Here is a 15,083-nt window from a genome sequence, read left to right as displayed (position 1 = left end):
AAATCTCGCGAATGATTTTCCTTTCTTTATTTTTGCACAATTGGGATGCTCCCAGACCACTCCCCCGATACACAATCTTCTAGAAACTGTCCTAATTTGCGTTTTGCTCCCAGTCGATAGATAAAATAATGTGACATCAAAGCAGCCGCAACCGCAGCATTGATCCCATCAGGTGTATTGTGGGTAATTGCCGCTTGAATTGTTGTCGCCTGAATGACTTTCTCTGCTGTAGGATAAATACCTATGGGCGCTGCACGCATTGCTGCCCCACTTTTATCGCTGTCAGGGCGAATTTCGGTTAAAAACTCTTGCCCATCTTGAATTCCTACTAAAAAATGGTAGAAGTTTCTAGCATAACCCTCTCTGGGGTCGCGTTTAAAGGCTTTAACAAAACTATCGGCTAAAACTTCTGGTGTCCAAGGCACTTGAGCAACAATCACCTCCGCAATGGCAATGCTCATCTGGGTGTCGTCAGTGTAAGTTTCAGGGATGAGTCGAAAACGCGGATGTTCGACGTATCGACTCAAATCGTTGTTAACGATCATCTCGTCACCATATTCAAAGCCTGCACCGTAGGCATCTGCGATTGCTAACTCTAGCAGCATATAGGTATTAAACTAAAAACGGACGCGCCAGAAAGAAGCTAGAAACTGATTTAGCATCTACCAGTTCTCCTTCCAGAATAGCTTTCTCTAATTCTTTGGGAGTCAAAAACACAGTTTCAATATCCTCGTCTCCATCTTGTGGTGGTGGTGTCTCCAGCTTTTCTAAATCTCGCGCTAGAAATGCATAGATAATTTCATCAGAATAACCAGGCGCTAGGAAAAATTCGCCTAGTTTGTCCCATTTTTGGGCACTATAGCCAGTTTCTTCTTCAATTTCACGCTGTATCGTTTCTAGGGGATCTTCATTTGGTTCTACAGTTCCCGCTGGAAATTCTAATATCCGTCCCTGAACTGCAAAACGATACTGGCGCACGAGTACAAGTTTGCCTTCTGATGTCACAGGTACAGCTAGGGCACCACCAGGGTGACGAATACATTCCCATTCTCCTTCAGCTTTATTAGGCAAACGCAAACGATTAACTTCAAAATCAAACTTGCGTCCTTTATAAAACAAGCGTTGTTTCAGCAGTTGTGGTAATTCTCTACCTAATGGCATAGTAAAATCTGATTATCTGTGAATACAGAGGTGAAATCAGCGTTCTTCTGTGTTTAAGGATAGTAATTTTAATTGTCCATCAATAAATGTACATCAGAACAGTCTATTTCTTTAAGCAGTTCTTTAATAACACACCTAGAAACTGGTTCTACCCAATCTGAGGCAATTTCTGCCAGTGGTACTAGCACAAAGGCCCGATCCCGCATTCGGGGATGGGGAATCTGGAGGTTTGGTGTATCCACAATCAAGTCATCATATAATAACAAATCCAAATCCAGGGTTCGTGGCCCCCAGCGTTCTTGACGCACACGCCCAAATTGTTGTTCAATTCCTAACAAAGCTTCTAATAACTTCTGGGGTAGCATTTCTACTTGCAATGTGACGCAGCCATTTAAGTAATCTGGCTGCTGTGGCCCTACTGCTTTGGTTTGGTACCAACTTGATCTGGCTTCTAAGAGAATACCTGGCGTTTGGACTAAAGTTTCGATAGCTGCTTCTAAAATCGCCTGTGAATCGCCGATATTACTACCAAGGGCAATAGCGCTTCGTCTGGGCTTGGCGTAGGCATAGCCCAACTCAGGCATCATACTCTCCTTAAGTAAGCTGTTTTCGGGCTGTCTTTGCGGATATCCAGAAAATGTCAATAGTTTTTATATTTCTAAAAATTATGATAATTGCAGTAGTTTTACAAAACTCAATCTAATATACATTATTATTCTATAGTAGTGAGTTTTGTTAAGTATTTTATTGATAAAGCGTAGCAATCTAGCCTCTCCCACTCGTCTTAACTAAAGCTCAATTGATAAGCTTTCGGTCTTTTTTTTATTGATATGGTAGCTAATTTGCATTACCATTTACTGTAGCAGGAAAGGTAATCAACCTGTTTAAAAACCTGATTGCTGTTTAACATACAGACGCCGCACCTTGACAATTAAATCTATGGGGTTCTACTTTGTTGTTCTAGTGGCTTGACAATTTTTGTTAAGCAGCCTGAAAGTAGATAAAAGATTTACAGGAATTAGACGACTGGCACTTAACTCAAATCAATTTTGGAGTAATCCGACTACCGAGGGGCACTCGGCAAGTAATGCTTAGGGAGAGAACCACCTCTGGTGAGAGTATCGCAAGTTGCTCTAATTAAATGGACTCGTTGAACTGAGAATCTCCGTGGCTTGAGCCAGAAGAGTGGCAAACTAACATAAAGATGGTGCTATAACCCTAAAGCTTATTGATAGTGGTTAAGTAGTTAGGACTTTATATAGAGGAGTTAACGTATAAAATATTATTTTGTGTTTGAAGCGAAAACCAACTAATTAGAGTGACTCTAATGGGGAGGAACCGTGATTGCTACTTGGTAATCATCATCAACACGAAGAATCGACAATTGAAATACTACCAGCACATCTGGCGCAGGCAAGGCAGTTACTGAGCAAAATGAAAATTTTACCATCTAGGATGAAGACCAATCAGGCAACTGGCGGTAAACCACTTTATCGTCGCTTATGGTTTTGGGCAGGCTTGGGTGTAGGTGGTGGGATAGTAGCTTTCATCTACGGCGTCAGTCTAATAGATCGCACTTTGCCAGATAAGGCCGAGCTAAACGCCGTGCTTAGAGAGCAAACACTGACCATTAAAGCTGTTGATGGAAGCATATTACAACAACAAGGTGAAGCCAGTAGAGAACAGCTAAAGCTAGAACAAATACCAGATAATTTAAAAAAAGCTTTCATTGCCTCAGAAGATAGAAGATTTAAGCAGCACAACGGATTTGATCCTCAAGGAATTGTGAGAGCGAGTTTGAATAATTTGCGATCGCAAGGTGTGGTAGAAGGTGGTAGCACCATCACCCAACAGCTAACGCGGATTCTCTTCCTGAAACAAGAACAGACAATCTGGCGCAAACTCAAGGAAGTCCGCCTCGCCCAAAAAATGGAGCAAGAATTAACCAAAGATCAGATTTTAGAGCGTTACTTGAATCTGGTTTACTTGGGAAATGGAGCTTATGGTGTAGCAGATGCAGCCTGGGTATACTTTAGTAAATCGCCAGATCAACTGTCACTCGCCGAAATGGCAACGATTGCTGGATTAGCTCCTGCTCCTAGCTTGTACGCCCCAAACAGGAATCCAGAAGCTGCAAAACGGCGGCGGGACTTGGTATTGCTACGGATGCAAGAGGATAAAATAATTACGCCAGAGCAAAGGCAGGCAGCAGTTCAGGAGCCACTAACCCTGAAAAGCAGTTTACCCAAGCGAGTCCAAGTAGAATCACCCTACTTTACTAGCTACATCCAAAAAGAATTGCCGAAGTACGTTTCTCCTAAGGTGCTAGCAAGTGGGGGTCTAGTAGTGGAAACTACGCTGAACCCAACTTGGCAGAAGGTAGCAGAAGAAGCAGTTGCCAAAACGCTGCGAAATCAAGGACGCTGGGAGAACTTTAAGCAAGGATCAATGGTTGCCATTGACCCCCGCAGCGGTGAAATTAAGGCAATGGTTGGCGGAAAAGACTTTGGTAAAAACCAGTTTAATCGGGTTACTCAGGCACAGCGGCAGCCAGGATCGACATTTAAAGGGTTTGTATATGCCACTGCGATCGCTAGCGGTAAAAGTCCCTACGATACCTATGAGGATGCACCGATTGTCGTAGATGGCTATGAACCGAAAAACTTTGGTAAAAACTTCCACGGGTCAATGGACATGCTAGATGCCCTCACCCGCTCTATCAATATTATTGCGGTGAAGGTGCTGATTGATGTAGGATTTACGCCAACGATTAAACTTGCCCATGATATGGGGATAAAATCTGAACTCAGGCCCACCTATTCCTTGGCTCTCGGCTCCAACGAAGTGAATTTGCTGGAATTGACCAGTGCTTACGGCAGTTTTGCCACCCAAGGATTGCATACAGAGCCTCATGGTATTACTCGCATTCTCAACCGCCAAGGCAAAGTAATCTGGTCAGCTAATTTCCCGTCTCAACGCGCCCTTGACGCTGACAGTGCCGCCATCATGACTTGGATGCTACGCAACGTTGTAGAAGCGGGAACTGGTGGTGCTGCTCAGTTAGATAATAGACCAGTTGCAGGCAAAACCGGCACCTCCGACGAAGCCCGTGATTTGTGGTTTATTGGCTACATTCCCCAGATGGTGACAGGGGTGTGGCTAGGTAACGATGACAACCACCCCACAGACGGTAGCAGTAGTAGCGCCGCTTATACTTGGCACGAATTTATGGAAAAAGCGGCAGAGGGGATGCCCGTAGAAAAATTTCCCAAACGACCCAAGTTAGAAGGTCGCAAAGGCACTATCAAAGCCCAGTCCATCAAGCCCAAACAAGTGCTGAATCATTCTATTTCTGATGATGATGACTCAGAAAGGGAAAGTTCTACAAATTCTAATTCTGAGGATAGTGGTTCATCTAGAAGACGTAGAAATAGGAGGAGCTATTCTGAAGAAGAACAGCAATCCAGCGATTATACCCCAAGACGGAGAAGGCGCGATCGCAGCCAAGAATCAAGTTCCAGCAACTCTTCCTCAGAATCATCTACCCCACGGCGGCGATCTAGAAAAGTAGAATCTGATTCTTCTTCTCCCCCGTCTCGAAGAACTCGGCGATCGTTCTCTCCCGCAAATAATAGTTCTGGTTCTTCAGGTTCTTCACGGTCACAGCCATCCTGGCGGGATCGACTTAGACCGTCTCATGAATGAGGAATTGGGCATTGGGCATTGGGCATATAGGTAAAAATCCTGCTCCTTGTGTCCCTGCGTCCGCATTTCTGTGCAATATGAAGTTGCTTAAACTTAACTACAGGGGGATGTTACGTGATACGCTCATTTGATAATGTGTTAAGTACTGTTATTTAACCTTGGAGAATATACTCATGCATTTATTTATGCAGACAGCAGCACCAGCCATAGATGCTGCTCCTCATTTTCCCTTGGCTTTTACCTTGGTGTATGTCGTTGGTTTTATTGCTGCTGTAAGCATTGGTTCAATAGCTTGGTACAACTCAAAACGCCCCGCAGGTTGGGAAAGCAAAGAGCGTCCTGATTTTGTGCCTAAGGTTGATAAAGAAGAGACTCCGGGTCTGGGTGAACCGAAGCCATAAGCAGTAATGAGTGATGAGTGCTGAGTGCCGAGTGCTTAGTTGTGAGTGCCAAACTTAAAAATCATCTATTTACAGAAGCGATTATTCGCCTCTTGTCAACTAATAACTCATAACTCATAACTCATAACTCATAACTCCCTGTTAGTTTTGCACTTCAACCCAACGGCGGTAAAGCTTTTGAATTTGTTTTAGAAGTTTAGTCTGAACTGGTTGAGTTGAATCATGCGGTTTGGCTATATCTTGCAATTCCGTTAGGAGTCTGGCTTCTTCAACGGCAACTTCACCATCGCTATAAATTAAGCCACTGATGGCTTCAATCAAGTTTTCACAATCTTCAAGGCTGGGGCGATCGCCTAAATACTCCTGCACCCAGTCATAGCACTCTTTTGGTTGTACAGGAACTAATTCGTACAGCCAAGGCTTAATTTCTGGATCGTTAGCCAAACCCTTTGCTTGAGCTATTTCGCGCAGATATTGCCGTTCTTCTGGCTGGATTCTGCCATCGATCCAGGCTGCTCCAATCAGGATTTTAACTAAGTTTTTCACATTGGAAGGGGTAACCATTGCTGCCTCCTCTGGTAGATTCAGACCTCCATAAAATCGTACAATCCCAAACAGTATTCACTCGGAATTATTGGTTTTTCTTAAGCGCACCATAAAAAAGCCATCCATGTCCTGTCGATGGGGCCAGACTTTAAACCAACCTTGAGGCATGGTATGGGCAGAATCAGGGAACTCAAAGCCGCTGGGAGACTCAATTTGCCAATCAGGTGACTCAGCTAAAAATGCCGAAATCACTTGTTCATTTTCTGCTGGATGCAATGTACAGGTAGCATAAACTAGTACACCACTAGGTTTGACAAAAGTAGATGTATGTGTTAATAATTCTTTTTGCAGCAGGGAAAGTTCTCGGACAGATTCTGGTGTCTGTCGCCAACGAGCATCAGCATGACGGTGCATGGTTCCCAAACCAGAACATGGAGCATCCAGTAATACGCGGTCTGCGGTGTTTTGAAATTGGGCAAAATGACGACTGTCACCAGTGTAAATTTGAATAGATTGTAAATTCAGCCGTTGAGAATTTTCTTGGAGTTTGCGAAGACGAGAAGGAGTGCGATCGCAAGCCCAAATTTTCCCTTTATCTGCCATTAATTCAGCGATGTGGGTTGTTTTACCCCCTGGTGCAGCACAGGCATCAATTACCACCTCACCTGGTTGGGGGTCGAGCAAATGACTTACCAATTGGGCACTACTATCTTGTACAGTCCACCAACCTTCTTTGAAACCAGGTAGTTTTTGAATTGACCCAGTATTACCAATCAATCGTAAAGCTTGGGGTAAATGAGAAATCCGTCTCACCAAAATACCAGCAGATTGCAAAGCCGCCTCAACTTGCTCAATTGAAGTGCAAAGGGGGTTGATACGCAAGTCAATTGTTGGTGATCGGTTCATCCATTCACATAATTGTTCTGTCTGGGCCAAACCCAATTGTTCTAACCAAACTTGAATAATCCAGTCAGGAAAGCTGTGTAAAATACCCAAGCGTTTCACCTGACCTGGAAAAGTTACGAAAGCTAACCCCCCAGCCCCCAACCCTTGTAGGGTTGAGGGAGAATTCAAAGCCTCTCCCCTTTTAGGAGAGAGGTTTGGAGAGAGGTTTTCCAGATCAGGTGAAAAGTCAAAGTGTTCCACTAGGTTCTCTGGAAGTTGTAACGGATCTGCCTTTATCTTTTCTGCAAGGCGAATGTACTGGCGTAATAGACCGTTAACAAAACCCGTGAGTCCAGAAAAACCGTTTTCTTTAGCAAGTTGGACGGTGGTATTAACAGCAGCTGAGGCGGGAATACGCTCTTGATAGCGCAGTTGGTAGAAGCCCAGATGTAAAATGGTGCGGAGGTCTTGTGGTTGTTGATCAGATTTCTTTTTAGCGAGTTGATCAATGAGACTATCAAGAGTGCGCTGCCTTCTGACGCTCCCATAAACCAGTTCTGTCACCAAACGGCGATCGTTATCAGCCAAATTAACTTTTTGCAGCACTCTATCTAGGGCAACATCAGCATAAGCCCCCTTATGAACATCTCGCAGGGCAATAAAAGCTAGTTGACGAGGGTTTGTCATGGAAACATGAGTCAGGAGGCTTTTGTATTTTAACTCTGCCAATTTTAGATTTTGGATTTTGGATTTTAGATTTTTCCTTCAATCCAAAATCTAAAATCTAAAATCCAAAATAGAATGACTCTTAACTTCCCTATCGAGTCATATACGGATCTACACTGGCGATTTCTAACTCACATGCTCTAGAAACCTGTTCTGCTGGTAATTTCCCAAAGCTGATTAACGGCAAATAAGTGGGGTTTGCCATCAGTTCTTTTGCTAATAAGAACCCAGTAATTGTCCAAGTTTGATATTTCCTAGCTTGTTTCCCAATCAGTCGCCCTTTCTTACCGTCGTAATACTCTGGCCATTCATCTGTACTCAGCCGTCCTTGGGCAGTTTCAATAGCCTTTTGTGCAAGACTTATTTTGTTAGTTTTCATAGCCGCAGCTGCCAACATCCACATTAAAACTGGCCAACTACCAGCATTATGATACGACCAGGGAATATTTTTTGGGTCACATCCAGTTACAATTCTGTATTCTTCATGTTCCAAAGCTGGGAAACAAATTTTCATTGGCATATCTCCCACCAAATCTTCCCATCGTTCCTCGATGAGAGTCATAATTGCTTGTGACTGTTCTTCGGTGGCTAAGTCTGAAATAATTGCCATTAAGTTTCCCAGTGAAAAGAAGCGAGTATCTAGCTGCGAGGGCCCAACATTACCTGCTAGATAACCACCTTTTTTTGACAGCCACTTATCTAATTCATAATAGGGAACAGAATCTACATATATGTTGAACAGATTAACAGCACCCTTGCCATATTCTTCACTTTTGAAGTGATAAATTGCATTCAGGCGATTAATATCTATCCAATAATGCTGGCGAATATGAGCACATAAAAGAGGCAAACGGTTATCAATAGCTGCAACAATATCGGAATTCCCTTGACAAATTAGCAGTTCACGAGATGCACGCAATGCCGTGTAAAAAAGAACTTGTAGTTCTAGAGGATGCCCATAAATGCCCATCCGACGGTCAATCATACAAGCACCATCTGGAACCAACAGCGTTGGGTACATATCAAAACGATTCGCCAAGCAGATTTCCATGATTAACCTGATTCCGTTTTGGAATTCAGGTTGATAGACTAGAGAAAAATCTTCTGTGGCAACTACATAAGCACGCAACAAAATAATCCACCATAGGCAAGAATCTACAGGTGTAACTCTAGCGATCGCATGTTCACCAAAGTCTGCTTCTAAATATTCTTGCCCATTTTCTGATACAACTTTAAAGCTAGCTGGTATTAATCCTCGTCCCGGCTTATAGGCGTCTAATGCCTTCTCTTTAGGCTGTAACTTTAAGGTTTCTTCTAAGAAATTGCGAACAATATCTGTTCTACCTTTGATCAGAAAAATTAGACCGGCAGAGACAAAATCCCGAACAAAGCACTGGTCATAATTGAGCGCCGCTACAGATGCATCATAAGCAGCTACCGTACCAACGGGGCGGCCTTGATAGTAGAGAATTGATTTTTCTAGTGCTTGCCACGCTGCTTCCACTTCTTTTAAATTTTCAGTAGTTTCCAATTCGTTTAGGTGCATCGCCAGAATAACTCCATTTGGGTTGTGAATTTGTGGTAGATGCGTCTTCATTTATTATTTTTGCTATTCTCAGCATAACAAAAACGCTTCTTTGAATAGCAAATATAACTTGCAGAAAAATTAATCAATTAACTATAAATAAATCTGCTGACATTTATACAACTTTATTGCTAGTTAATTTGCTTATAATCGATTACTCTTTGGGTTAATTATAGTTGTTGTTATTCACTATAAGCAGTAATATAATTCTTAAAAAGAGTTACACAATATATATTTTTAGATTATTTATTGTTCCGTTTCATGTCCGGAATCTTTGCTTTACTAAACAAAAATATATCTTCAGTGGTGTTTAGGGTTTGCGTGAAGTTAAAACTGGTTGCAGTATATTTACTTGAGCCGGATTAGTTTTTGACACTAAGAGGTCAGATTATTCCCCTATAATCTAATAATTTATAACTTTTTTTCAGAATATGCAAGATGAATGCTTTAAAAGTTTAAAATGTCAATACTTCCGAAGAGTTATATATTTTACCCTACTGACATTTGTCAGCGTTTAACTGCTCCTGGAATTCTTTATAAGCTTGATTAATTGCTTGCATTGAAGCTTTTGCGTTCGCAGAACTGTTGACATCAGGATGATACTGTCTTACTAATCGAATGTAGGCAAGTTTTAGAACATTGGCATTATCACTCTGATCTACACCCAAGACTTCCCACCATTTCCCAGATAATACGGAGTCGAGAGTAAATTTATCAAAGCTTTGCATTTGTCTCCAAATCTTGATGCATCCACCATTACCGCCACTTACCACCGTCTTACCATCAGGACTGAAAGCAACGGGATTTCGCCCAGAAAGATTTTGTAGTAATTCGCCAGTATGTAGGTTCCAAAGTTTGATGATACCGTCTCTGCTGGCACTGACAAGAGTTTTTCCATCAGGGCTGATAGCAACAGATAAAACCGCTGCTGAGTGTCCAGTCAGAGTGGAGAGTAATTCTCCAGTTTGAAGATTCCACACCTTTATTGTAGTGTCTGTGCTACCACTAATAAGAGTTTGACTGTTAAGGCTAATAACAACTGTATTCACAGCTCCCAAATGTTCAGTGAGAATGTAGCGCTGTTCCCAAGTTTTGACATCCCAAAGCCTAATAGTTTGATCTGCGCTACTGCTTGCAAGGATTTTACCATCGGGACTGATGGTGACAGACAAAACTGCATCTGAGTGTCCATTCAAGGTGCGTTTTATTGTTCCCGTGTAGCGTCCCCAAATTCTAATAGTCTTATCGGCAGCACCACTGGCAAGAATTGCCCCATCAGGACTGTAGGCAATCGAGTTAACAAAACCATTATGACTATAAGCATTTAAATAAGAGAATGTCCGGTGAAATTTTTTTGTGTCCATCTGCCAAGTGCTGATTTTGCGATCGACACTACCACTTGCAATCTGCTGTCCATCAGGGCTGATAGCAACAGATAAAACTGCCTCTGCTTATCCAGAAAAGGTGTAAAGCCATTTTCCGGTTTTCAAGTTCCACAGATAAACTTGTCTGTCATCACTGCCACTGCTCAAGGTAGTACCATCAGGACTGATAGCGATCGCATTAACTGCCGCTAAGTGACCCTTGAGTGTGCGAACACATCTCCAGCTTTCAGGTAACTGGGTTGTCAGAGATATTCTTTCTGGTTCAATATTGGGAGTAGAAGGTTTAAGAGTAACAAATTCTGATTTTTTCTTGAATTCAGTCTTAAGTGCCTGCAACTCATCTTCGACTTCCAAAGCAGCAAATTTTTGGTTGAAATCCTCACCAGATAAAAATGCTTCTAATTCCATCACTGCTTCTGAATAGGCATCCATCAGCAAAACTTTCTCTTCCATTCGCTCAAAAAGCTGTACTGGAGTTTCGCTAATTTCAGATTCATCTAACAGTTTGGCAATACCATAGGCGGCGAGTCCCACCACTGCACCAATTCCCGCCATCGGGACTGCACCAATACCAAATGCCAGCCCTACTTTAGGTGCGACTAAACCCATACTACCGACGAAGCTATAAACACCAGCACCGCCGACTGCACCAATTCCCATCGTACCAAAAGCAGCAGCATCTCCCTGTGCGATCGCTTTAAAAGCGCCATAAGCAGCTGCACCAGCCACAGCACCAGCACCGACTACAGGAGTTGCACCAATACCGACTGCACCAAATCCTCCGGCTAGTCCCATTCCGCCTACCGTTGCGGAAACACCAGCACCTGCTATGGTTCCGCCTGCGATAAAAGCTGCACCTGTTTTAGAGTTTTGTGTCACTGGTTTTTGTTTTTCGCTTCGATTACCTCCTAGCATTAGCAGTAAATAAGTCAGCACAATAAAACCAAACTAGGTAAAGAAAGATGAACTAGGCTAAACACCCTCTTTCCTCCTGCCTTATGCCAACTATAAATATTTACGCCGACCTACTTATTCTATTGTTTAGCTTCATGCTCCAAGGTGTAGATTAATCTGCTTGAACATTTCAAAGTGCAAATTGGCTATTTATTTGAAAAAATTCTTTGCATCATGTCTTCAACTATAGACCTTTGCTATGCAGCCAATTGATAAACAGGTCAGCAATAGCTAAGTTACCGTGTTCAAGCATTTGCATATGACCGTGACCAGAGAGTCCAACTTCAGGAAGCCAAATAAAATCACCTCGGAAGTATTTTGCAGTTTCTGCATCTACCTCACGAGGATGGCGCGGGTCTTGGTCGCCCGTAATCACACATATGGGAATATCAAATAGTACCTGAGGGTCGCAAATATAAAGCCCTCGTCCTTCAACATTTCTAAGTTCGTTGCTAATCCGCGCACTCTCAGCAACCAAACTGCAAAAGTAATTCTCAAAATTCTCTTGCGGAAAAGTATTTGAGTTAGTGAAGTATTTCTTAGTATCTTCACGCGAGTAAATACGTGGACGGTCTTCGGGAAAAGCCTCGTGAGAGTTTTTTGAGGTCGCTGGTAATAAATCGGCTGGTGGACTTGGTGCAATGGCTACAATAGCTTTAACAAGTTTGGGATGAGTTTTTGCCGTCTGCCAACCAACAACACCAGACATACTGTGGGTAAGAATAACAGCCGGGCCAATCTGTTCGAGTAGCGCGACAGTAGCATTGATTATCCTCTGATATGACATCAGGGGGAAGTCTGGCACAAACCCCGATCGACTATGCCCTGGCAAGTCAACAATATACGTTTCCCAGCCAAGTTCTGCCAGATATGCTGCCCAACCTTGGCGATTATCAGGTGTTTTGACAAAGCAAGTTCCTGTATGAAAAGCGCCATGTAAAAGCACAATAGGAACTGAATTATGGTCTTTCTTCGGTTGGTAATATTGAACGTACATTTGGTACGGAATAGCACCAACAAAGAATTCTGTTTCAGTGTATGAATTCATTTTGATAAAAGACTCAAATCTTTACAGCGATGTTCATTGTTCACTCGCCACAAAAAACTATTAACTGAAATTTTGAACACTTGGTTTTGGCGAATTGTATCATAGTCAGAGTCAATTTTGACAAGTTCTGTAAATCTATCTGGTACAAGTTTGTCTATGATCACTGCCACTAAGTAAGGTAGTAGCATCAGGACTGATAGCGATCACATTAACTGCTGCTAAGTCACCCTTGAGTGTGCGTACACATCTCCAGCTTTCAGGTAACTGGGTTGTCAGAGATATTGTTTCTGATTCAATACTGTTTTCTTGAAATTTTCTAGAGTCATCAGATTTTGTCTGAGTACAGCTACTGTTGCTTCCTGCTGCTGAAGCTGAGTTTGAAGAGTAAGCGCAATTTTGTTTTGAACTTTTTTCTTGAGTACAGCTTTAATAGCTAAATTATCATCATTATTTTTCAAAGCTATATGAGCCTTTCTATTCCAGAATTTAACTTCCTCTTGAGCTTTATCATAATCTTTCTGGATACACTCTTTATTGTTAACAGCGGTGTTTACAGCTTCTTTTGTCTCGCAAATAGCCTCTGCTAATGTTGCTTTAGTATCCTTTTTATCCGGAGATTGACTTTGCAGTTTATGTGGTGATATTTGTTCTTTGAGCCGTTTTAATTTCTCGTCAGTGTCTTCAAAGTTGAGCAAAATATCCTTCTGAAAATCATCGGGCTGTGAAACCACTATTGAACTGGCTTCAATCTGTAAAACTTTCTCTTCCATATACTCGAAAACACCCATATAAATATTAGGATTAGGATTGCTGAGTAACACTTCATTCTGTGTTTCAGAAATTTTGCTCTCCCAAGAAGCCAGGTTAAATTTAATGTTATCTACTTGTGGTGTTTGCTCGTCTACAAGGTTTTTCAGTCTGCTAGCTATTGCTTGGTAACGTTCCTTCTGGAATTGTGCATGACCAGCTAAATCTTCACGACCTTCTTTCAATGCAAGTTTATATCGCCGTACCCATTTATTAGCTTCAGTTTAAGCTTGCTCGTAATCTCGTTGAGCAATTTTTTGAGCTGCACTGGCGCTAGCTGTTGCTGCACGTAACTTTTTTAGAGCGTGCTGCGCTGAGTTAGTTTGGTCGTCAAGTCCCATGAGTTTATCTGAGTAGCCTTATTACCCAGAGCGTAGACTGAATTAAACTGTTACGTCTTCGGAAAAATTACTTAAGCATTGACTGGAGTTACTTCTTCATGTTCCACCTTATCTACTAACACACGCAGAGTTAATCCTTGAACTCTAGCAACAGCTTCTTCTCGTGTCTGCCCATAAGCCAGTACACCAGGAAAATTAATCACTTCAGCTTATTGCGCCCATTTGCTTCTTGTTCAATCTCTATCGTGAAGTTCATAGCGAGTGAAGGTATTGTAATAAAAGCGATTACTGAATAAAACAAAAAATTTACATGACCTCAGTTTCTCCTCACAAAAAAGCCAGAGCCTTAAAGCCTACCAGCCGCCGCCCTGCTAAAGAACTCTGTAGCGAGTGCGGACTATGCGATACATACTATATTCACTATGTCAAGGAAGCCTGCGCTTTTATTAATCAGCAAATAGGCGAACTTGAAGAAGAAACACACACGCGATCGCGCCATCTCGACAACCTTGATGAACTGTACTTTGGTGTTCACCAAGACATGATAGCGGCGCGGAAACAACAGCCCATCGAAGGCGCACAATGGACGGGTATTGTTAGCAGCATTGCCATTGAAATGCTCAATCGCGGCTTAGTTGAAGGTGTCGTCTGTGTGCAAAACACCAAAGAAGACCGCTTTCAACCTATGCCGATCATCGCCCGGACTCCAGAAGAAATACTAGCAGCGCGGGTAAATAAACCAACACTTTCCCCGAACCTTTCGGTGTTGGAACAGATAGAAAAATCGGGAATGAAGCGGCTGTTAGTAATTGGTGTTGGTTGCCAAATTCAGGCATTACGAGCTGTAGAAAAACAACTTGGCTTAGAAAAGCTGTATGTTTTGGGTACACCCTGCGTAGATAATGTTAACCGCGCCGGACTGCAAAAATTCTTAGAAACCACCAGCCGATCGCCACAGACAGTTGTGCATTACGAATTCATGCAAGACTTCCGGGTTCACTTCAAACATGAGGATGGCTCATCAGAAACAGTGCCTTTCTTTGGCTTGAAGACAAACCAACTCAAAGATGTCTTTGCCCCATCCTGTATGAGTTGCTTTGATTACGTCAACTCCCTAGCCGATTTAGTCGTTGGCTACATGGGCGCACCCTTCGGCTGGCAATGGATTGTAGTTAGAAATGACACTGGTAAGGAAATGCTAGATTTGGTGAAAGACCAGTTAGACACCCAAGGAGTCATGTCTAAAGGCAACCGCAAGGAAGCTGCACAGCAAAGCATTCCCGCTTACGATAAAGGCGTTACCCTCCCGATGTGGGCAGCAAAACTGATGGGTGTGGTCATCGAAAAAATCGGCCCCAAGGGTTTAGAGTATGCGCGGTTTTCGATTGATTCTCACTTTACTCGGAATTATTTGTATGTGAAGCGAAATCATCCAGAAAAATTAGAAGCCCACGTTCCAGAGTTTGCCAAGCGTATTGTTGGGCAATATAAGTTACCAGAATAATGTTTACCGTTTGTGTAAAATATTATCTAAGCCAA

13 protein-coding genes and 1 pseudogene are annotated in these 15,083 nt (G+C 42.6%); 3 read left to right on the top strand and 11 right to left on the bottom strand.

The window, feature by feature from the left end; genetic code table 11:
• Positions 1–26 precede the first annotated feature (26 nt).
• From Q0541_RS22860 to folK, 3 genes are all read right to left on the bottom strand, one after another.
• Positions 27–605 (bottom strand): ADP-ribosylglycohydrolase family protein, encoded by a 579-nt coding sequence (locus tag Q0541_RS22860; RefSeq protein ID WP_298915787.1) that lies wholly within the window; start codon positions 603–605, stop codon positions 27–29.
• 7 nt (positions 606–612) lie between these two features.
• Complete coding sequence (locus tag Q0541_RS22855) at positions 613–1,161, bottom strand: NUDIX hydrolase (protein WP_298915784.1); 549 nt, start codon at positions 1,159–1,161, stop codon at positions 613–615.
• Between the two features lie 68 nt (positions 1,162–1,229).
• Positions 1,230–1,745, bottom strand: a complete 516-nt coding sequence (gene folK, locus Q0541_RS22850; protein ID WP_298915811.1) for a 2-amino-4-hydroxy-6-hydroxymethyldihydropteridine diphosphokinase — start codon at positions 1,743–1,745, stop codon at positions 1,230–1,232.
• 760 nt (positions 1,746–2,505) lie between these two features.
• On the opposite strand from folK, the gene Q0541_RS22845 reads away from it, so the two are divergent.
• Together Q0541_RS22845 and Q0541_RS22840 are read left to right on the top strand one after the other, a co-directional pair.
• Positions 2,506–4,866 carry a transglycosylase domain-containing protein gene (locus Q0541_RS22845; RefSeq protein WP_298915779.1) on the top strand — a complete coding sequence of 787 codons (2,361 nt, stop codon included), beginning with the start codon at positions 2,506–2,508 and terminating at the stop codon, positions 4,864–4,866.
• A gap of 173 nt (positions 4,867–5,039) precedes the next feature.
• A complete protein-coding gene (locus Q0541_RS22840; protein WP_298915776.1) occupies positions 5,040–5,267 on the top strand; it encodes a hypothetical protein in 228 nt (75 codons plus the stop codon).
• A gap of 141 nt (positions 5,268–5,408) precedes the next feature.
• Here Q0541_RS22840 and Q0541_RS22835 read toward each other — a convergent pair whose 3' ends face one another.
• From Q0541_RS22835 to Q0541_RS22795, 8 genes and pseudogenes are all read right to left on the bottom strand, one after another.
• Complete coding sequence (locus Q0541_RS22835) at positions 5,409–5,831, bottom strand: TerB family tellurite resistance protein (RefSeq protein WP_273769603.1); 423 nt, start codon at positions 5,829–5,831, stop codon at positions 5,409–5,411.
• A gap of 57 nt (positions 5,832–5,888) precedes the next feature.
• Positions 5,889–7,385 carry a 16S rRNA (cytosine(967)-C(5))-methyltransferase RsmB gene (rsmB, locus tag Q0541_RS22830; protein ID WP_298915770.1) on the bottom strand — a complete coding sequence of 499 codons (1,497 nt, stop codon included), beginning with the start codon at positions 7,383–7,385 and terminating at the stop codon, positions 5,889–5,891.
• A 130-nt stretch (positions 7,386–7,515) separates the two neighbouring features.
• Complete coding sequence (locus tag Q0541_RS22825) at positions 7,516–8,970, bottom strand: glycoside hydrolase 100 family protein (protein WP_273769604.1); 1,455 nt, start codon at positions 8,968–8,970, stop codon at positions 7,516–7,518.
• A gap of 533 nt (positions 8,971–9,503) precedes the next feature.
• On the bottom strand, positions 9,504–10,373 hold the full coding sequence (locus Q0541_RS34575) for a DnaJ domain-containing protein (RefSeq protein ID WP_366941920.1): 870 nt from the start codon (positions 10,371–10,373) through the stop codon (positions 9,504–9,506).
• A gap of 15 nt (positions 10,374–10,388) precedes the next feature.
• Positions 10,389–11,003 (bottom strand): annotated as a pseudogene (locus tag Q0541_RS22810) (hypothetical protein); the annotation flags it as partial.
• A gap of 529 nt (positions 11,004–11,532) precedes the next feature.
• Entirely contained in the window at positions 11,533–12,396 is an 864-nt protein-coding gene (locus Q0541_RS22805; protein ID WP_298915765.1) for an alpha/beta fold hydrolase, read from the bottom strand.
• 272 nt (positions 12,397–12,668) lie between these two features.
• Complete coding sequence (locus Q0541_RS22800; protein ID WP_298915762.1) at positions 12,669–13,388, bottom strand: hypothetical protein; 720 nt, start codon at positions 13,386–13,388, stop codon at positions 12,669–12,671.
• Positions 13,389–13,615: 227 nt separating this feature from the next.
• Positions 13,616–13,747: a hypothetical protein gene (locus Q0541_RS22795; RefSeq protein ID WP_298915759.1), complete on the bottom strand. Its 132-nt coding sequence runs from the start codon at positions 13,745–13,747 to the stop codon at positions 13,616–13,618.
• A gap of 107 nt (positions 13,748–13,854) precedes the next feature.
• Between Q0541_RS22795 and Q0541_RS22790 the strand changes: the two genes are divergently transcribed.
• Positions 13,855–15,048 carry a Coenzyme F420 hydrogenase/dehydrogenase, beta subunit C-terminal domain gene (locus Q0541_RS22790; RefSeq protein ID WP_298915757.1) on the top strand — a complete coding sequence of 398 codons (1,194 nt, stop codon included), beginning with the start codon at positions 13,855–13,857 and terminating at the stop codon, positions 15,046–15,048.
• The last annotated feature ends 35 nt before the right edge of the window (positions 15,049–15,083 follow it).

The sequence above is a fragment of the uncultured Nostoc sp. genome, from assembly GCF_937863485.1.
Taxonomy (GTDB): domain Bacteria; phylum Cyanobacteriota; class Cyanobacteriia; order Cyanobacteriales; family Nostocaceae; genus Nostoc.
The sequence above is the reverse complement of the archived record's forward strand: the minus strand, read 5'-3'. Positions and strand labels throughout refer to the sequence as shown.

Coding starts and splice junctions, on each gene's coding strand:
- folK (WP_298915811.1), bottom strand. CDS start 1,745: ATGCCTGAGTTGGGCTATGCCTACGCCAAGCCCAGACGAAGCGCTATT.
- rsmB (WP_298915770.1), bottom strand. CDS start 7,385: ATGACAAACCCTCGTCAACTAGCTTTTATTGCCCTGCGAGATGTTCAT.
- Q0541_RS22825 (WP_273769604.1), bottom strand. CDS start 8,970: ATGCACCTAAACGAATTGGAAACTACTGAAAATTTAAAAGAAGTGGAA.
- Q0541_RS22835 (WP_273769603.1), bottom strand. CDS start 5,831: ATGGTTACCCCTTCCAATGTGAAAAACTTAGTTAAAATCCTGATTGGA.
- Q0541_RS22840 (WP_298915776.1), top strand. CDS start 5,040: ATGCATTTATTTATGCAGACAGCAGCACCAGCCATAGATGCTGCTCCT.
- Q0541_RS22790 (WP_298915757.1), top strand. CDS start 13,855: ATGACCTCAGTTTCTCCTCACAAAAAAGCCAGAGCCTTAAAGCCTACC.
- Q0541_RS34575 (WP_366941920.1), bottom strand. CDS start 10,373: ATGGACACAAAAAAATTTCACCGGACATTCTCTTATTTAAATGCTTAT.
- Q0541_RS22860 (WP_298915787.1), bottom strand. CDS start 605: ATGCTGCTAGAGTTAGCAATCGCAGATGCCTACGGTGCAGGCTTTGAA.
- Q0541_RS22855 (WP_298915784.1), bottom strand. CDS start 1,161: ATGCCATTAGGTAGAGAATTACCACAACTGCTGAAACAACGCTTGTTT.
- Q0541_RS22805 (WP_298915765.1), bottom strand. CDS start 12,396: ATGAATTCATACACTGAAACAGAATTCTTTGTTGGTGCTATTCCGTAC.